Consider the following 18,284-nt stretch of genomic DNA (forward strand, 5'->3'; position numbering starts at 1 on the left):
CGTCTTACGCCCCGCGCACCGGCTTCTTCTCCAGAATGAGCTGCGTGCGGTAGTCGAACAGGTCTTTCTCGAGGCCCACGGGGTAGGTGTGGGGGTTGAGGAAGCGCCGGATGCTGGGGTCGAGGCTTTGCACTTCGCGCTGGGCGTGGGCGCGGCTGTCGGCCAGCGTGGGCAGCTCCCGCACGCGCTGGCCGGCGCGGAATACCGGCTCCAGCAGCTCGCGGAACGTCGTTTCGGGGCGGATGGCGAGGCGGCGCGTGATGTCGGCCGGGTCGATGATGGTGAGCTGGTCGGGGAGGGGCGCGGCGGTGTTGTAGAGCATGTCGGCGCGGGGCTTGCCGTGCTCGTTCAGGTAGCGGCGCACCTGCAGGATGCCCGGCACGCTGGTTTTGGCCACTTGCTCCGAGAGCTTGATGGTGAAATCCCAGCCCGAGTCGTCGGCCTTGCGCAGCGCGGCCAGCTTGTACACTCCCCCCAACGCCGCCTGGTTGTAGGCCGTGATGAGCTGCGTGCCCACGCCCCAGGTGTCGATGCGGGCGCCCTGCTGCTTGAGGCTGGTGATGAGGTTTTCCTCCAAATCGTTGCTGGCCACGATGCGCGTTGCCGTGAAGCCGGCCTCGTCCAGCACCGCCCGGGCCTCCCGGCTCAGGTAGGCCAGGTCGCCCGAATCGAGCCGGATGCCGGCCAGCTCGTGGCTGTTGGCACGCATCTCGCGGGCCACTTTGATGGCCTGCCGCACGCCGTCCAGCGTGTCATACGTATCCACCAGAAACACCGAGTCGTCGGGAAACGCCTTCGCGTAGGCCCCAAACGCCGCCACCTCGTCCTCAAACGACATCACCCAGCTATGCGCGTGCGTGCCGCGCACCGGAATGCCGTAGCGCTGCCCCGCCAGCACGTTGCTCGTCGCATCGGCCCCGCCCAAAAAAGCCGCCCGGCTGGCCCCCAGGCCCCCGTCGAAGCCCTGGGCCCGGCGCAGGCCAAACTCCAGAATCTGGTCCGTCGGCCCGGCCGCTTCCCGAATGCGGGCCGCCTTGGTGGCAATGAGCGTCTGAAAATTAACGAGCGTAAGCAGGGCCGTTTCCAGCAGCTGGGCCTGCAAAAGCGGCCCGCGCACCCGAATCAGCGGCTCGTTGCCGAACACCACGGTGCCTTCGGGCACGGCGTCGATGTCGCAGGTAAATTTCAGCTGGCGCAGGTAATCCAGGAACTCCGTTGGGAACAGGGCGCCGCCCTTGCTGCCGCGCAGGCTGCCGAGGTAGGCGAGGTCATCGTCGGAGAAATGCAGGTTTTCGACCCAATCCACGGCCAGGGCCAGGCCCGCCGCCACCGCGTAGCCGCCCTGGAACGGCGCTTTGCGGAAGTACAGGTGAAACACGGCCTCGCGGTCCTGCATGCCCTGCTGCCAGTAGCCGTAGGCCATGGTGAGCTGGTACAAATCGGTGACGAGGGCGAGCGAGGGCGCGTAGAGGCCGGAAAGGGGCGCTGCATTCATAAGCTAAGGCGGATAAGGCGCCAGCAGCCGCTGGCCCCGCAAAGGAAGCAACAGCCGGGGCAAAAGTTTCGGCCGGCCGGGCGCCGCGGCCGTACTTTGTGCCGTGCCAACGCCTTCCTCTTCCGCTCTTTTTCGTCTGGTGCACCGCGTGGGCCGCATCTCGGCGCGCTACCGGCTGCTGACCGGCGTGGCCCTGGGTGCGCTGGCCTGGACCTGCACGCCGGCCAGCCCCCGCCACGTCAGCCAGTGGGTGGCGGCCTGGGATGCCTTCGCGGCCGTGACGCTGCTGCTCATCGCGGCGGCCATTTTCACCGCCAACGCCGCCCGCATCCGCGAAGTGGCCAACGACGAAGACCCCAGCCGGGCGGTGGCCTTCATCTTCGTGCTGGTGGCCGCCGTGGCCAGCCTGCTGGGCGTGGTGGCCCTGCTCAGCACCACCAAAGGCCTGAGCACGGGCGGGTTCTCGCAGCACGTGCTGCTGAGCATGGCGGCCGTGTTCGAGTCGTGGCTGCTGGTGCACACCATCTTCACGCTGCGCTACGCCCACATTTTTTACGACACCGACGACGATGCCGGCGGCGACACCGGTGGCCTGGAGTTTCCCGGCCAGGACCCCGAGCCCGACTATCTGGACTTCGCCTATTTCGCCTTCACCATCGGCATGGCCGCCCAAACGGCCGACGTCACCATTCCCGGCCGGCGGCAGCGCCGCACCGCCCTGCTGCACGCCCTCTTGTCCTTCGGCTTCAACACCGCCATCGTGGCCCTCAGCATCAGCGCCATCGGTGGACTGCTGTAGGGGAATTATAAATTATGAGTTATGAATTGAAACAGGCTCCTAAAGGCCCCGGCTTTTCAATTCGTAACTCATAATTTATCATTCATAATTACGAAATCAGCCCCCGGCCCACGGCGAGCTTGATGAGGGCGGCCGTGTTCTTGGCCTGGGTTTTGGCGATGATGTTCTGGCGGTGGGTTTCGATGGTGCGCTTGCTGGTGAAAAGCTTGTCGGCAATTTCGCCGTTGGTGAGGCCTTCGGCGATGAGCTTGAGCACTTCCAGCTCGCGGGCGGTGAGGTCGGCGCCGGAGGGCGAGCTGCCGTCGTCGGAAGGGGTGGGGGTGCCGGCCGAGCTGGCCACGGCCTTGTAGAGCATGTTCAGGCCAATTTCGGTGCACAGAAACGGGTTGCCGGCCGCCACCGTCCGGATGGCGTAGGTGATTTCGCTGATGGCCGCGTTTTTGAGCACGTAGCCCAAGGCGCCGGCTTCCAGCATGCGCACCACGTAGTTTTCGTGGTCGAGCATAGTGAGCACCAGCACGTGCACGTCGGGGAAGCGGCGGCGCAGCTCGGGCATGGTGGCAAAACCGTCCATGACGGGCATTTGCACGTCCATCAGCACCACGTCGGCGGGGGTGGTTTCGAGCATGGCCAGCAACTCGGCGCCGTTGCTGGCCTCGCCCACCACGTCCAGGTCGGCATCGGCGGAAAGCAGCGCCCGGATGCCGTCGCGCAAGATGGTGTGGTCGTCGGCAAGCAGAATGCGAGTCATAGCGGGGAAGGTTAGAAGGCGTATCGAAAAGGAGGGATGGCCGCAAAGTTGGGGCGAGTCCCATATACGGGAAAAGGGGCTACGTATTTCTACCCTTTCGGCGCGTTTCCCCCCGTTTTTTCAAGGGATTTATACGGCTTTTGCGGCCATTTTTAGGGTTCAGCTTGGCCCGGCCTGTATTTTCGGGGTGCTAAAAGCCAGTTTTTTTTGCCTGCCGTTTCGCAATCGGGTAACTTCGGCACTCCCGTTTGCCCCGTTTCCTTTCTATGATTCGCCTATTGCTCTCCGACGGCCACGCTCCCACCCGCGCGGCGCTGCGCCAGGAGTTGGCAGGGATGGCCGGCATAGAAATAGTGGGCGAGGCCGGCCACGGCGACGACCTGCTGGCGCAGTTGGGCCCGGCCGCGCCCACCGCCGTGCTGCTCGACCTGGCCCTGCCCGGGCCCGACGCCTTTGCGCTGCTGCCGGCCTTGCGCGACCAGTACCCCCGGCTGCGCGTGCTGGCGCGCGGCGATTTCACCAACGAGCAGTACGTGGCCCGGGCGTTCGACCTCGGCGCCCACGGCTACCTCCTGAAAAACGCCCAGCCCGGCGAGCTGGCGCACGGCCTGAGCACCGTGGCCGGCGGGCGGCCGTTTCTGTGCGTGGCCATTGGGCTGGCGCTGCTGGGCCGCCTGCGCACGGCAGGCCCGGTGCCCGACGCCGCGGCCGCCCGCCTGGCCCTGGGCCTGAGCAAGCGCGAGCTGGAAGTGCTGGGCCTGGTGGCCGAGGGCCTCACCAACGCCGAAATCGCGCTGAAGCTCTTCACCAGCAAGCGCACCGTCGAAACCCACCGCCAAAACATCATGGACAAGACCCAGGCCAAGAACACGGCCGCCCTCATCCGGCTGGCTGCCAGCCAGGGCCTGTTGCCGGAATGATGAGAGGGTAGGAGGATATAGGAAACAAAAAGCCCGTCATGCTTCGCTGCGCGCTGCATGACGGGCTTTTTCACTCATTCGCCGCTCTGTGCGGCAATGATGAACTCGGCCAGCTCGCGGAAGCAGCCGTGGCCGCCGGCGGTTTGGCAGTGGAAATGGGCCGCCGCGCGGGCAAAGGAAGTAGCATCGCCAGGGCAGGCCGAAAAGCCCACCATGCCCAGGATTTCGAGGTCGTTGGTGTCGTCGCCGATGAAGGCAATCTCGTCGGCGGCCAGCCCGGTGCGGGCCATGATTTCGCGCAGGCAGGCGGGCTTGTCCTTGATGCCCAGGTGCAGCTCCTCGATGCGCAGCTTGGCGGCGCGGGTGCGCACCGAGGGCGAGACTTCGCCCGTGACGATGCCCGTGGCAATGCCGTGGTGGCGCAGGCGCTCCACGCCCATGCCGTCGCGGATGTTGAAGCGCTTCATTTCTTCGCCGCGCTCGGAGTAGTACACGCCGCCGTCGGTGAGCACGCCGTCGCAGTCGGTGAGCACGAGGCGGACGCGCCGGGCGCTGGCAGTGAGGTCGGCTAGTTTCATAAAAGCAAGGCAGGAAATAAAGTGAGGGGAAGCCGAAACGGGCGAAACCACGCGTTGCGGCCGCAAGAACGGCAGGAACGTGGGAATCAGAATTGCACTGCAATTATAATTATCCCGGAAAGTGTACCTTAGCGCCGAGAATACCCGCTAGAATCATTTTTGTTTGCATCCTATGAAGAATCGGTATACTAAATACACTTTTATGGCGCTTTTGCTGCCGTTTACTTCCTTCGGCCAGGTCGCCAGCCAGTCGACTTACGATGCCGTAGTGGCCGCCGAAGACGCGTTTGTGGCCCAGATAAAACAAGCGGGCACGGCCGCGGCTTTTGTGGCCAACAGCGCCCCTACGGCCCTGGTGGCCGATGGCGGCAAGCTCGTGAACGCCCAGGACTACTGGCGGGCCCAGCCTTCTAAGCCGGGCACCCGCCTCACGTGGTACCCTTCGCTGGTGGACGTGGCCCAGTCGGGCGAGCTGGCCTACACCACCGGCCCCTGGACGATGCTGCAAAACGAAAAGCCCCAAACCGCCGGCGAGTACGTGACGGTGTGGCGCAAGCAGCCCGAAGGCGGCTGGAAATTTGTGGCCGACATGGGCATTGAGCGCATTGGCACGGCCCCGGCCCGGGCGGCCTTCATCCTGCAGCCGCACTTGTTTGCCGCGCAGGCCACGCCCAGCACCGCGCCGGCCAACATCGTGCTCGACGTGGACCGCAAATTCGCTACCGCCGAGCAGCTAAAGCCCGGCGAAACCTATGGAGAATTCCTCAGCGCCGAGGCCCGCCTCTACCGCCCCGGCCTCTCGATGATGCAGGGCGCGGCCGCCGCGGCCAACATGAAAACCCTCGACCGCCCCTACGAATTTAAGGCCACCACCGGCTACCTCGCCGCCGCCGGCGACCTGGGCTACGTGGTGGGCACCCTGCACCGCGCCAGTGCCGGCGCCAAAAACCCCGAAGAAAACGGCAGCTACCTGCGCATCTGGCGGCGCGAGGCCGCGGCCGGCTGGCGCGTGGTGCTGGAAATCTTCAACCTCACCCCCTCGGCCAACGCGGCCGCTTCGCCCGTTCCCACGCCCCAAAGCGTGAGCGGCGCCGCCGGCCAGGCCCCCGTGAAGCGCGTGGAGTAAGCAGGCAGGCATAGCAGTAACCCCAGAAGCCCTCGCCGCAGTTGCCGCGAGGGCTTTTTGCTGTGCGTTGGTTTCTTGTTTGGTCCCGAGGAGCCGGCCGGTGTAAGGCCATTGTCGCGGCCGCGTCCAGCACAGGGCATTGGCAATAGTGCCGGGCCCAGTCGCTCCTTTGCCTCCTACTCATGAAACTCTATGTATTTCTGGCCCTGCTGCTGGCGGGCCTTTGCGCGGCGTGGGTTCCCGCGCCGAGTACGGCCGGGCCCAAAGCGGCCAGCCGGGTGCCGGTAGTGGTGGAGTTGTTTACTTCCGAAGGCTGCTCCAGTTGCCCCAGCGCCGATGCGGCCCTACGCGAGCTGGAAGCCGCCCAGGCCGTGCCCGGTGTTGAGGTCATTGCCCTCGGCGAACACGTCGACTACTGGAATCGGCTGGGCTGGAAGGACGTCTTTTCGTCGCCGGTTTACACTGAGCGCCAGCGCCAATACGCCCAGAGCTTCGGCACCGGCTCCTACACGCCGCAGGCCGTGGTGAACGGCCGCTACGAATTTGTGGGCAGCCGCACCGGCGAACTGGCCGCCACCGTGGCCCGGGCCGCCCAAGCCCCGCAAGCGGCCCTAAGCGTGGCCGTACGGGAAGGCCGGGCCAGCGTAGAAGTGCGCAGCTTGCCCGCCGGTACGCCCGCAGCGGAGGTGCTGCTGGCCATCACCGAGCGCGGGCTGTCGTCGCAAGTGGGACGGGGCGAGAACTCCGGGCAACTGCTGCGGCACGCGGCCGTGGTGCGGCGGCTCATCCCCCTGGGCCGGGTGCAGGCCGATGGTACTTTTAGCGCCACCACGGAGCTGGCGGTTGCAGCGGCCTGGCAACGGCCAAACCTGCGGGCCGTGGCCCTGGTGCAGGAAACGGCTTCGCGGCGCATTGTGGGCGTGGCGGCCGCCCCGGTACCGTAGCCGGGCCGCGCGTTGCAGCAGCGCCGAAAGCGTGGTGTTCCCAGCGGCTGGCGTAATCTTGCGGAACGAGCCGGGCCCGGCTCCTTGCTGCTTTTCATGACTCCACCCACCCCCGTTCCCGCGCAGTGGCCCGAGCGCTACGGCGACGAGCTTTTCAGCTTTGCCCGCAGCCGCGTGAGCGACGCCGACGTGGCCGAAGAGCTGGTGCAGGAAACCTTCCTGAGCGCCCTCGACGGCTTGGCCACATTTCGGGCCGAAGCGTCGGAGCGGACGTGGCTATTCGTCATCCTGCGGCGCAAAATCATCGACCATTACCGCCGTCAGGCCCGCGCCACGCAGGTCAGCCTCGACGAGCTCAGCGAAGGCGGCGCCACGGAAGCCGATTTTTTTGCGCCCGCCAACGGCCACTGGACCGGCCCGCAGGCGCCCGCCAGCTGGCTCAACGCCGACGCCGCGCTGGAGCAGCAGGAGCTGCACGACATCCTGCAGCGCTGCCAGCAGCGCCTGCCGCCGCAGCAGGAAGCCGTGTTTGCGCTGCGGTTTATTGAGGAATTATCTGCCGAAGAAATATGTCAGGAGCTCGGCCTGAGTTCTGCCAACTACTGGGTTATCGTGCACCGGGCCAAGCTGCAGCTGCGCCGTTGCCTCGAAAAACACGGCCTGGGCAAGAATTAACCACTGGTTATGCTACGAATTATTACCTGCCAAAACGCTACGCTGCTGCTGGAAAAGCAGGCCGACGATGCGCTGCCCACGGGCGCGCGGGCCAGCCTGTGGCTGCACCTGCGCTACTGCCCTTACTGCAAGCGCTACGCCCGGCAAACGGTGCTCATCGCGGAGTGGGCCCGCAGCGCCGCCGCCAGCCGGGCCAGCTCCGGCGCCAAGCTGTCGGCAGCGGCCAAGGAGCGGATGCGCCAGCGCCTGAGTGCCGCTGGGTAGGTGTTTGTCATTGCGAAGCCGTAGGCCGTGGCAACTCATCTTCACGACACCAGACACGTCATTATTAATCAGAAAGGCCCGGCACTGCGTAGTGCCGGGCCTTTGTTTGGGCTTTGTCACAATCTTAGGTCTGGTCGCTGAGAACAGGACGGATTAGCTACGCTGTCCTTCGGGTGCCGCGCTGCGCTCGCAATGACAGGTGGTGACTTGGCGCCAGCAGCCTTTTACGCGCCAGTGGGCGCCAGGCGCACCACCAGCCCGTCGGTGCGGGGGGTGAGGCGAATCTGGCAGCTCAGGCGCGAGCCCAGGTGCACCACGGGCAGCGTTTCGAGCATGTCGAGCTCGGCGTCTTCGGGCTCGGGCAGGGCGGGGCCGGCCAGCACTTCCACGTGGCAGGTGGCGCAGAGGGCCATGCCCCCGCAGGTGGCCATGATGTCGTAGCCGCTGGCTTTCAGCAGCTCCATCAGACTCAGGCCCATGTCGGTGGGCGCCATGATTTCGCGGCGCTGGCCCGGCGCTTCTTCAACGTAGATGCGGATGTCTTCTTGCATAAGTGGATTGGGTTATTAAGCACAAAAGAACGTCATGCCGAGCGCAGCGAAGCATCTTTACCGTGGTGTATATTATTTACCACCACGGTAAAGATGCTTCGCTGCGCTCGGCATGACTCGTCTTCAAGCCCACTTACATGCTGGGCGCACCGTTGACGGTGGTGTACTTCAGCGTGTATTTTTTGTCGGGGAAAATGTATTTGAAGGCGCCCTGGCACATGAGCGCGGCCTCGTGAAAGCCGCAGAGAATGAGCTTGAGCTTGCCGGGGTAGGTGTTGATGTCGCCGATGGCAAACACGCCGGGCAGCGAGGTACTGTAGTCCACCGTATCCACTTTCACGGCGTCATTCTCAATTTCCAGGCCCCACTCGCCGATGGGGCCGAGCTTGGGCGTGAGGCCGAAAAGCGGGATGAAGCAGTCGAGCGGGACGGTTTCGGCCTGGCCGTCGTTGCCGGTGATGGTCACTTCCTTCAGCATGCCGTTGCCGTGCAGGTGCGTCACGTTGGAGTTGAGCACGAGCTTGATTTTGCCGGCTTCGGCCAGCGTCTTCACTTTTTCGGCCGAGTCGGCGGCGCCGCGAAAGGTGGTGCCGCGGTGCACCAGCGTCACGTCGGACGCCACGTTGGCGAGGAAGTTGGTCCAGTCGAGGGCCGAGTCGCCGCCGCCGGCGATGACAATTTTTTTGTCGCGGAAGTGCTCGGGGTCGCGCACCATGTAGTGCACGCCGCGGCCGCCCTCAAACTGCTCCAGGTTTTCCACGGCCGGCTTGCGCGGCTCGAAGGAGCCCAGGCCGCCGGCAATGGCCACGGCTTTGCAATGAATTTCGGAGCCGTCGGTGGTGAAAAGCTGGAACGAGCCGTCGTCGAGCTTCTGGAATTGTTCGACCCGTTCGCCCAGCGTGAAGGTGGGCTGGAAGGGCTCAATCTGCTTCATCAGGTTGTCGACCAAGTCGCCGGCCAGGATTTCGGGGAAGCCGGGGATGTCATAAATCGGCTTCTTGGGGTAAATCTCGGAGAGCTGGCCGCCGGGCTGGGGCAGGGCGTCCACCACGTGGCAGCGGAGCTTAAGCAAACCGGCTTCAAAAACGGCGAACAGGCCCACCGGGCCAGCCCCGATGATGCAAATGTCAGTGGAAATGGGAGTGGACATAGGATGAAATAAGTGCCTTTAACCGGGCGTCGGGTTGAAGCGGCCACAACGTAGGAAGCCGCTGGGGCAAAGGTACGGCCACCGGCCGGGGCCGCCAACGCAGCCTCGGGTTATAACAACGCGCCCGCCTAAATCGTTGGCCGAAAGCCCTTCAAAAAGCCCGGAATCAGCCGGCGCTAAGCCGCCGTGTCGGTGCGAAGTTGTAGCTCGTCGAGAAACTGCGTGGCGTCCCAGATGTCGAGGAAATACTCGACGGGCATGGCCTGGCTGGTGGTCACGGCGTCGGAGTAGCGCCGCGTGGGCAGGCCGGGCACATGCACTTCGGCCACCAGGGTCACGCCGCGCTGCACGATGAGCTGCTCGACGGCCTGAAACTCGCAGAGCAGGGCGGTGCCGTGCGCGTTCACCACCTGCATGTCGCTGAGGATGACGAAGCCCGGCCGCACTTCGGCCAGGGCGGCCGACCAGTCGTGGCGGTAGTGGGGGAGGGATGCTGCCGCGCGCATTGCGCTGAAGTTCTGGTAGAAAATCCGGTTTTGGGCCCGGTCGACGGTTATTTGGTACTCGGGGCGGAAAGCAACAATGCGCATCAGACAACACAAACCGAACAACAACCTCCGGCCAATTTTTATGCAATATTACAAAATATTGCTGGCTATATACAATCATAAGCTGGACAATGGCGCTGCGGGCCAGAAGTACCGCTCGCGGTTGGGCTTATGAGCACATGTTTTGCAGTAGCCGATTATTCGCGAAACCGCCTGCTGCGCGCCGGCACCATACCAAGCGCGGCCCGGCGGCGTTTACCGGCTCAGGTTTTCGGCCGTGGGGCATTTCGTTGCGTAATGCCTATACTTCGCCCAAAATCCTGCCTAGCGCTTACTCCATGCCGACATCTGTTTCCGCCGAGCCCCGGGCTTTGCGTTTTTTCCGGGGCTTCCGGCTAGCCGGCGCGCTGCTCGGGGCCATGGCCCTGGTGGCCAGCTGCGGCGGCTCTGAAACCGCCGAAACCACTGCTTCTAAACCTGCTAAGGGCGCCAAACCCGCCACCCCTGCGCCCACCGAGACCGAAGCCGCCCCGCTCAACGTGAGCGTTTTTCTGGAATATTCGGGCGGTATGAAAGGCTTCGTGCCCCGCGGCGGGGCCGACAAACCCGCCACCGAATTTCAGCAGCGCATCGGCGCGCTTATCACCGAAACGCAGGTGAACGGCGCCGTGAACAGCCGCAAATACTACCTCTGCGAAAACGCCGCACCCAAGGCCGTGCCCTTTGCCGACCTGCGCAACCTGGTGCAGGGCAACGTGTCGCAAGCCGCCCTGGGCACCGAGCTGCCGCAGATGCTGGAAGGCATTTTGGCGCGCCCGCAGGCCGCGCAGGAGGTCAGTGTCGTCATTTCCGATTTCATTTATGGGCCCGAGGACCGGTCGGCGTTTTCGCAGCTGCCCAACCTCATTCGCACGTCCATCGCGCCCGTGAGCCAGAAGCAACTGGCCGTGGCGGTGTTTGGCGAGACTTCGCGTTTTTACGGCAGCTACTTCCCGGCCGTGAAAACGCCGGTGCAAAAGCGCACGCTGAATGGCGAAAAAGTGCCCTACTACGTGTGGGTGATTGGGCCGCCCGCACTGGTGGCGCGCTTCACCGCCGAGGTGTTCCGGAACGCGCCGGCCCAGCAAGCCTTCTTCGGGTTGAAGACGAGCACGCCGGCTTTCGCGCCGTTGCTGGTGAAACTGACCGACCCCAAACTCAAGCCCAGCGGCAGCGTGTACGGCGAGGATAACGGCCTGACCATGAAAGTGTCGGACGACCCGGCCGAATTTACGGTGGGGCTGAACCTGAAAGAATTGCCCGCTGCGTGGCAGCAAACGGCCTTTTTGGCCCAACATCTGCAGGTGCGCTTGCCCAACGGGCAAGCCGCGCTGGTGCCGGGCTCGGTGCGCGCCCTCACCGAAGAGCAGCAGAGCGGCCAGCCGGTGCTGGCGCCCTACACCCACGCCCTGCGCCTGCGGGTGAGCAAGCTGGCGGCCCCCACCGCCACGCTCAGCCTGGCTTTGCCCGCTCCGGAAACGCCGGACTGGGTGGCGGCCTGGAGCACCACCAACGACAATACGCCCGCGCCGCGCACGTTTGGCCTCGACCAGATTCTGGCCGGCGTCCGCCAGTCGTATCCCACGCCGCTGCCGCCCGTATTCACGGTTCAGCTTCCCCTCAAAAACGATAAATAAAGGAGATACGAGTCATTGAGAAGTGAGATAGGAGACAAGGCTTGTTCTCCATTCTTAGGTTTCTCACGTCTCAGTTCTCCCAGTCTCACTTCTCACCTCTCCTATGCAAACCTTCTTCACCAGCCTGTATTCGGCTCTGATTTCCATCTTCCAGAACCAGCGCCCGGCCGACTACGGCTTGTATAAAACCGACATTTTCGCGGCCGTGGGCTGGAGCACGCTGGGCGTGGCGCTGCTGCTGGTGCTGGCGTTTTACTACGTGTTCAACTCGGCTTTGCGCACGGGCATGTTCCGGACCACGCACTGGGTGCTCACGCTGGCGTTGGCCGCCGGGCTGGGCGTGGCGCTGGCCCACCATTTCAGCACCAGCCACGGGGCCGAGTCCAGCACTTACCTGGGCTATTTCATGGTGGTGAACATGATTGTGGCGGCGCTGTGGTTCCTTATTTTCTCGGTGCTCTTGAAGCGCTGGAGCACCTACGCGCGCACCACGCCGTTTGTAGGGCCGTTTTAGAGCAGTTAAGAGTTAAAAGTTAGGAGTGAAGAGTTGGCTAGGCGCCGATTCTAACTCCAGCTGGCAACTCTTCACTCCTAACTTTTAACTCTTAACTCAGCTATGTCCAAACTATTCATCTTCGCCGTGGGCGGCACCGGGGCCCGCGTGCTGCGCTCCCTCACCATGCTGCTGGCCTCGGGCGTGCGCATTCCGAACTGCGACCAGGTGGTGCCCGTCCTCATCGACCCCGACACCCAGAACGGCGACGTGACCCGCACCGTGGCCCTGCTCAAGCGCTACGCCCGCATCCACGAGGCCCTGTACGGCGACGGCCAGAAGGAAAAAACCGGCTTTTTCAGCCAGCCCATGAACACGCTGGCCCACCTCAACACCAGCGGCGGCGGCGAGGAGCTGCGCGACTCGTTCGTGTACGACTTCGGCGGCATCAGCCAGCCCTTTCGCGACTACCTGAAATACAACGACCTCTCGGTGGAAACGCAGGGTTTGGTCGATTTGCTGTTCACGCAGGACAGCCTCGCGGCCAACCTCGACGTGGGTTTCCGCGGCTCGCCCAACGTGGGCTCGGTGGTACTCAATGCCGTGGTGCAGTCCAAGGAAATGCGCTACCTCGCCCAGAGCCTGCAGGACGGCGACCGGGCGTTTTTCATTAGCTCGATTTTTGGCGGCACGGGCGCGGCCGGCTTCCCGCTGCTGGTGAAAAACCTGCGCGACGCCAACTCGCCGCTGGCCCACCCCGAAGTGCGCCGCCGCCTGAAAGCCGGCGCACTGGTGATGTTGCCTTACTTCAAGCTGCAGGAACCTTCGGCCGATGAAAAGGCCGCCGGGCAGGATTTCATCGATTCCAATACGTTCATTACGAAGACCAAAACGGCCCTGTCGTACTACGCCGACAACCTGCAAGGGCTGGAAGCCCTGTACTATCTCGGCGACCAGCCGGGCCAGCCGCTGGCCAACCACCCCGGCCGCGCCGAGCAGCGCAACCAGGCCCACCTGCTCGAAATGCTGGGCGCGCTGTCCATCCAGCACTTCATGGAAGTGCCCGACAACCAGCTTGATGGTAACCAGCCGCTGTACCACGAGTACGGCCTGAAATCGGACAGCACCGACGTCGATTTCGGCCAGCTGCCCAGCGACTTGCGCCAGGAGGTGGCCCGCCCGCTCATTCAGTTGCACTACTTCGCCCGCTATTTCCTCAAGCACACGCCGGAGGATGAAAAAGCCCCCTACTACGAAGCCGGGGACTTGTCGGCCCAACTGCGCAACAACCGCGCCTTGCGCGAACTGTACGACTTTTTCGGTGAGTACAACGAGTGGATTCGGGAGCTGGGCGTGAACCAGCGCCGCTACACCGCCATTCGGGCCGACGAAATGGATTTCAACAAAATGGTGGCCGATAAAACGGTCGAAACCGGCATTTTCAGCAAAGGCATCACGCCGGGCTATTTCCGCGACGAGCTCACCAAAGCCGTGGGCAAGGCGACGCTGAAAAACCCCACCGAAAACGAGGCCCTGCGCTGGGTGGTAAAGGCCTTTGAAGACGCCACGGGCGAGATTCTGGACAAGAAGCTGCAATACTCGTAGCCGTTTGTCATTGCGAGCGTAGCGCGGCAATCCGTCCTCTCAATGCGACCAGCTTCGAGAAGTGACAAGCCTTAAGTCTTGGGTAGAGCCCTCAACAATTTTAACTTCATTACATTACTAAGTGACGCGCTGAGAACAGGACGGATTGCCAAGGGCTGCGCCCTCGCAATGACCGCCGATTCAACAACTCGCGCCATTTGACCGAAAACAACCTTCATGGCTAAAATCCTGCGTTTGCACGATACCGGCTCCAGCACCCACGAGGGCTGGGGACCGACTGGAAAAATTGGCCCCCACGAAGTGGAGCGCCTGCGCGACCCGCAGGGCGGCCGCGCGGCCAAGGTGGCCGTGTCCATTCCCTCGCCCTTCGCGCGCATGCACCTGGTGGAAACCGCGCTGCGGTTTGTGACGCAGGGCGGGGCCGCCCAGGATTCCGTTTACCACCAGCTGGTAAGCCACTTCTGGGACGTGTGGGAGATGGTGTTCAACTTTCACCAGCGCAAGCTGGCCAGCCAACGCCTGCAAATCCGGGCCTGGCGCAAAGACGAGGAACTGGCCAAGCTGCGCCAAAACCCCGCCACCCGCCCGCTGGCCGACGTGCTGGCGCTGTACCTGGACGGCCGCTTTGCGAAGCTGACCGAGCTGCACCTGATTTATTTTCCCGGCCCAAACGGGGTGCCGCAGCTCATCGGCGGCACTTCGCCGCTCACGCTGTTTTTCCCGGCGCCCAACGTGCGCCCGCTGCCGGTACAGCGGCCCCAGGGCGGCGGCTATTATTTCGACAGCACCTACGTGCCGCTGGAAGCCCGCGAAACCGCTTTCCGCGACTACGTGTACCAGCTTTTCACCGGCGACCCGGCGCTGACGTCGCTGGCCCCGCTGGTGCGCGACACCCTCGACCGCAGCCAGTTGCAGAAGTGGGCCCTGGAAGGCTCGGCCAGCCTGAGCAACTTCCCGGTGCTGACGGATGCGTCGAACAACCAGATTGACGTGGCCGGCGTGCTGCTGCGCGTGCGGCCCGACGAAGGGACGGTGCGCAATTCGGACCTGTTCATCCGGCCCAGCCGGCCGGGCGTGGCGGGGCCGCTGCCCATCGTGCTGCGACCCGGGCTGAAGGCCGTGGGCAAGCGCTACTTCAACGAAACCATGTTTGCCGACAGCGGCGCCATCGTGCCCGCCGCTGATGCGCGCCCGCTGAAGGAGCGCACCCTGCCCGGCCCGGAGCTGCCGTACCCCTACCTCACGGTGAACGACTTGCTGGAAGACACGCTGCTCACGGTGCCGTACGAGGTGGACGACACCCGCTTTTTCAGCGGCAATTTGAAGGTTGCGCCGGGCTTCAAACCCAGCAACTGGCCGCTGCTGCCCCTCAAGCCCACGTATTTTGACTATTTCACGGCCCAGGATTTGGCCGAGCACCTGACGGTGGAAATGGATTCGGCCAGCGTGCGGGTGCGGCTGCGCGTGCCGGTGAGCGGCGGCGACTACGTGGACTACGAGCGCGCCTACTACCCCAACCCACAGGGCGACAACATCGGCCGGCTGCTGGTGACCAACGTGGCGCTGTCTATTTTCCCGTTCGTGAAAGTGGCCGACGCACCGCAGTACAACGACTTCTACAAAGTCATGCTGGTGGATGCCAACAACATCGACCCGAGCATGGTGACCAAGAAAGTCGACCTGAAATTCTGGGCCAACGGCCACCAGCTCAGCGAAACCGGCACCGACCAGAGCGCCACCCGCTACGAGCGCACCCCCAAAACCAGCCAGGACGAGGGCAGCACCTACTACGAGGTGCGCGGCACGCATTTCGACTACCTCGAAGTGCTGAACCCGGCCCCGGCCGAGGGCCGCGCGCTCATCATCCCGCGCTGGCCCGAAGTGCGCCAGGGCACCAAGGAGTACCGTTTTGCCATCGATTTCGGCACCACGAACACCCACGTGGCCATGCAGGACAGCCCCGGCCAGGAGCCCAGGCCCTTCAGCTTCGGCCTGACCGACACGCCCGTGGCCCTGCTCAAAAAGAGCACCGCTGAGCCCGACCGCAGCACCTACGAGCGCCTGTACCGCGGCATCGACGATGACCCGGCCAACTTCGTGCAAATCAAGCGCTGGCAGCAGTACCAGGAGCGGGAGTTCGTGCCGCCCATCATCGGGGCCGACAATTCGCCCTACGCCTTCCCGGCCCGCACCGCTACCTACGAGGCCGTTAACTACGCCACCCAGGAACTGAGCGTGCTCGGCAACATCAACGTGGCCTTCGGCATCATCACCGAAGAGCAGCGCCGGCCGAATTACCACACCAATCTGAAGTGGGATAATTCGCTGAACATCGCCAACACCAACCGCGTGCGGGCGTTTTTCAAGGAAATCCTGCTGCTGTGCCGCGCCAAGGTGGCCCTGAACGGCGGCAACCTCGCGGCTACGCAAATCACCTGGTTTGCCCCGCTGAGCTTCTCGACTTACCAGCGCAACCTGTACCAGCGCGAGTGGGACACGCTGTTCCACGACGTTTTCCACACCACCGCGTCCATGCCCTGCATGGTCGAGTCGACGGCGCCGTACTACTACCTCACGCGCCGCAATATTGTGACGCTGGGGCCGGGTGAGAATGCGGCCTTCATCGACATCGGCGGCGGCACTACCGACGTGCTGCTGTATGCTGACCGCAAGCCGGTGTTGAGCACCTCGTTCCGCTTCGCCGGCAATGACTTGTGGGGCGACGGCGGCGCCGAAGTGCGCGGCTCGAAGGACAACGGCCTTGTGCGTTTCGGCGTGGCCGGGGTGCAAAGCGCCGTGCTTTCGCCCGCTGCCCGCCGGGCCCGCGAATACGTGCTGGTGGCCGAAGGAACCGACAATTTCGGCTCCGAGGACGTGGCCAGCTTCCTGTTCAACTACGACCAGCTGCTGGGCTTTAGCGAGCGGCTGCTGCGGGCTGAGCACCTGCGGGTGCTGTTTTACCTGCACTTCGGTGCGCTCATTTACCACGTGGCGCAGGTGACGGTGGCCAATGGGCAGCAACTGCCGCGCTACCTGTGCTTCACGGGGCGCGGCAGCCTCTATGTGCGCCTGCTGGCGGCTGGCTCTAACCTGCAGCCGGTGGAGAAGCTGGCTCGCCTCATCATGGAGAAAGCTACCGGCCAGCCCGTGCCGGCCGATTTCCGCATCAAGCTGGCCGACGACCCCAAGCAAACCACCGCCAACGGCGGTGTGCTCGCCACCGGCCAGATTCCGCAGGACCCGCCGCTGGTGCGCCCCGTGGGCGTTGCCCCCGATGCCGAAAACCCGCTGGCTGACAAAGGCGAGCACCACCTGGAAGCCGCGGCCGTGACTGACGAAATCAAGCAGGCCGTGCTGAGCAACGCCCGCGCCTGCCTCAAGCTGCTGCTCGAAGACCCCGAGCTGAAGCGCGTGCAGGCCGACCTGGGCGTGAAAAACGACCCCGGCCTGGTGATGACCACGCTGGAGCGCAGCCTCGGCGACTCGTTCAACCTCTACCGCCAGCAGTACGCCGACGTGCTGCGCGACGGCGACACCATCCCCGAAACCCTGTTCTTCCTGCCGTTCAAAAACGCCCTGTATGAGCTATCCAAGGTGCTTCATGACGCGCAGCCGCTCAACTAGCCCGTTGCGGCGGTGGGCGCTGCTGCTCCTGCTGGCCTTGGGCAGCGGGGCGGCCGCGCATGCCCAGCCCGCGGCTTCCGACTCGGTGGCTGGTGCGCCGGCCGCTTCGGCCTCCAACTGGCCCTGGATGCTGGGCCTGCTGGTGGGCGGCATTGCCATTGGCGTGCTGGGCGCGCGGTGGCTGGCCCGCCAGCCCCGGAAAGTGGCCGACGTTGCCGACCCGCGCCCTGCGCCCGAGGCCCCGGTGCCGCGGAAACGCGCCGAGAACGTGCCCAGAGCATCGGCACGGCCGGCTGACCCGGCAGCGACGCAGGGGACACCCAGAGCTGAGAACATATCCAAACCGGGCTCCTTTCAGTCGCTGAGCCAGTTGCAGGGCCGCGAGCCACGGCCTTCGGCTTCTGGCAAATCTTCTGCAAAGTCCTCGGGAACGTCAGGTAAATCAGGTCATCAACCGCGTAAAAATTCTTCCTCACGCGGCTCGCAGGACTGGACCGTTCCGCACCGCGCCACCGATATGAACCCTACTTCGCCTTCCTCGCCCGACAGCCCGCCGCTGGAGCCGGGCCAAACCGTGGAATGGGCCGCGCCCACGTCCACGCCACCCGCCATTCAGGAGCTGATTGACTCGACCGTGGCCGGCAACGAGGTGCCCATTGACCGCGACGCCCGGGTAGAGGCGCTGACCGCGCTGGAAGCGGCCGCCACGCCCGTTGCCGCCAATGGCCCCGTGCATTACTACGCGCCGGCCCCCGATGTGCCCAGCATCGAGCACCGCAAGCTCAGCCCCAACCCGCTGCCGCAGATGCCGCTGCTCATTACGCTGCCGCACGCCGAAGCCACGACGGCGCAGTTCTCGTTCAGCCCGCAGGCCGACCAGTCGCGCATCATCGGCAACGGCGTGCGGGAGCTTAAGGAGTTTTTCGCGTTCGAGCTGCCACCCACCGAGCAGTTCACCACCATTAAAAACCTGGCGCCCGGCAAGCTGGAAAAGCGCGACGACGCCTGGCACGTGGTGCAGAAGGCCGGCATCGCGCTGAGTTAATAATTAGTTTTGAGGTAGAGACGCAAAATCTTGCGTCTCT

At 64.3% G+C, this 18,284-nt stretch carries 17 protein-coding genes; 11 read left to right on the forward strand and 6 right to left on the reverse strand.

Annotated elements, in window-relative coordinates:
* Positions 1-4: 4 nt before the first annotated feature.
* Positions 5-1,495 carry a nicotinate phosphoribosyltransferase gene (locus I2H31_RS01385; protein ID WP_196291207.1) on the reverse strand — a complete coding sequence of 497 codons (1,491 nt, stop codon included), beginning with the start codon at positions 1,493-1,495 and terminating at the stop codon, positions 5-7.
* A 103-nt stretch (positions 1,496-1,598) separates the two neighbouring features.
* On the opposite strand from I2H31_RS01385, the gene I2H31_RS01390 reads away from it, so the two are divergent.
* Positions 1,599-2,294 (forward strand): DUF1345 domain-containing protein, encoded by a 696-nt coding sequence (locus tag I2H31_RS01390; RefSeq protein WP_196291208.1) that lies wholly within the window; start codon positions 1,599-1,601, stop codon positions 2,292-2,294.
* A gap of 88 nt (positions 2,295-2,382) precedes the next feature.
* Here the strand turns inward: I2H31_RS01390 and I2H31_RS01395 are convergent, their stop codons facing one another.
* The gene (locus I2H31_RS01395; protein ID WP_196291209.1) at positions 2,383-3,045 is read right to left on the reverse strand and encodes a response regulator; all 663 of its coding nucleotides are present in this window, start codon (positions 3,043-3,045) and stop codon (positions 2,383-2,385) included.
* Between the two features lie 266 nt (positions 3,046-3,311).
* Between I2H31_RS01395 and I2H31_RS01400 the strand changes: the two genes are divergently transcribed.
* Positions 3,312-3,965 carry a LuxR C-terminal-related transcriptional regulator gene (locus I2H31_RS01400; RefSeq protein WP_196291210.1) on the forward strand — a complete coding sequence of 218 codons (654 nt, stop codon included), beginning with the start codon at positions 3,312-3,314 and terminating at the stop codon, positions 3,963-3,965.
* Between the two features lie 74 nt (positions 3,966-4,039).
* On the opposite strand, the gene I2H31_RS01405 is transcribed toward I2H31_RS01400, so the two are convergent.
* Positions 4,040-4,543 (reverse strand): KdsC family phosphatase, encoded by a 504-nt coding sequence (locus tag I2H31_RS01405; RefSeq protein WP_196291211.1) that lies wholly within the window; start codon positions 4,541-4,543, stop codon positions 4,040-4,042.
* 202 nt (positions 4,544-4,745) lie between these two features.
* Between I2H31_RS01405 and I2H31_RS01410 the strand changes: the two genes are divergently transcribed.
* The 4 genes from I2H31_RS01410 (at position 4,746) to I2H31_RS01425 (ending at position 7,552) form a co-directional block, all read left to right on the forward strand.
* Positions 4,746-5,669, forward strand: a complete 924-nt coding sequence (locus I2H31_RS01410; protein ID WP_196291212.1) for a DUF4440 domain-containing protein — start codon at positions 4,746-4,748, stop codon at positions 5,667-5,669.
* 182 nt (positions 5,670-5,851) lie between these two features.
* A complete protein-coding gene (locus I2H31_RS01415) occupies positions 5,852-6,613 on the forward strand; it encodes a DUF1223 domain-containing protein (protein ID WP_196291213.1) in 762 nt (253 codons plus the stop codon).
* Between the two features lie 96 nt (positions 6,614-6,709).
* Positions 6,710-7,288 (forward strand): sigma-70 family RNA polymerase sigma factor, encoded by a 579-nt coding sequence (locus I2H31_RS01420; protein ID WP_196291214.1) that lies wholly within the window; start codon positions 6,710-6,712, stop codon positions 7,286-7,288.
* A 9-nt stretch (positions 7,289-7,297) separates the two neighbouring features.
* Positions 7,298-7,552 (forward strand): anti-sigma factor family protein, encoded by a 255-nt coding sequence (locus I2H31_RS01425; protein ID WP_196291215.1) that lies wholly within the window; start codon positions 7,298-7,300, stop codon positions 7,550-7,552.
* Between the two features lie 224 nt (positions 7,553-7,776).
* Here I2H31_RS01425 and I2H31_RS01430 read toward each other — a convergent pair whose 3' ends face one another.
* The 3 genes from I2H31_RS01430 to I2H31_RS01440 all read right to left on the reverse strand — a co-directional run bounded on the left by I2H31_RS01430 (position 7,777) and on the right by I2H31_RS01440 (position 9,843).
* Complete coding sequence (locus I2H31_RS01430) at positions 7,777-8,103, reverse strand: 2Fe-2S iron-sulfur cluster-binding protein (RefSeq protein WP_196291216.1); 327 nt, start codon at positions 8,101-8,103, stop codon at positions 7,777-7,779.
* Positions 8,104-8,236: 133 nt separating this feature from the next.
* Positions 8,237-9,253 (reverse strand): NAD(P)/FAD-dependent oxidoreductase, encoded by a 1,017-nt coding sequence (locus I2H31_RS01435; protein WP_196291217.1) that lies wholly within the window; start codon positions 9,251-9,253, stop codon positions 8,237-8,239.
* A 176-nt stretch (positions 9,254-9,429) separates the two neighbouring features.
* On the reverse strand, positions 9,430-9,843 hold the full coding sequence (locus I2H31_RS01440; RefSeq protein WP_196291218.1) for a hypothetical protein: 414 nt from the start codon (positions 9,841-9,843) through the stop codon (positions 9,430-9,432).
* A gap of 296 nt (positions 9,844-10,139) precedes the next feature.
* On the opposite strand from I2H31_RS01440, the gene I2H31_RS01445 reads away from it, so the two are divergent.
* The 5 genes from I2H31_RS01445 (at position 10,140) to I2H31_RS01465 (ending at position 18,244) form a co-directional block, all read left to right on the forward strand.
* Complete coding sequence (locus tag I2H31_RS01445) at positions 10,140-11,477, forward strand: hypothetical protein (RefSeq protein WP_196291219.1); 1,338 nt, start codon at positions 10,140-10,142, stop codon at positions 11,475-11,477.
* Between the two features lie 103 nt (positions 11,478-11,580).
* Positions 11,581-11,991: a hypothetical protein gene (locus tag I2H31_RS01450; protein WP_196291220.1), complete on the forward strand. Its 411-nt coding sequence runs from the start codon at positions 11,581-11,583 to the stop codon at positions 11,989-11,991.
* Between the two features lie 102 nt (positions 11,992-12,093).
* Positions 12,094-13,575 carry a hypothetical protein gene (locus tag I2H31_RS01455; RefSeq protein ID WP_196291221.1) on the forward strand — a complete coding sequence of 494 codons (1,482 nt, stop codon included), beginning with the start codon at positions 12,094-12,096 and terminating at the stop codon, positions 13,573-13,575.
* 216 nt (positions 13,576-13,791) lie between these two features.
* Positions 13,792-17,199, forward strand: a complete 3,408-nt coding sequence (locus tag I2H31_RS01460) for an acetate and sugar kinases/Hsc70/actin family protein (protein WP_196291222.1) — start codon at positions 13,792-13,794, stop codon at positions 17,197-17,199.
* The gene (locus I2H31_RS01465; RefSeq protein ID WP_196291223.1) at positions 17,177-18,244 is read left to right on the forward strand and encodes a hypothetical protein; all 1,068 of its coding nucleotides are present in this window, start codon (positions 17,177-17,179) and stop codon (positions 18,242-18,244) included. The genes I2H31_RS01460 and I2H31_RS01465 overlap by 23 nt, the downstream gene beginning before the upstream one ends.
* The last annotated feature ends 40 nt before the right edge of the window (positions 18,245-18,284 follow it).

Origin of the sequence: Hymenobacter ruricola (genome assembly GCF_015694525.1) — a bacterium.
Taxonomy (GTDB): Bacteria; Bacteroidota; Bacteroidia; order Cytophagales; family Hymenobacteraceae; genus Hymenobacter; species Hymenobacter ruricola.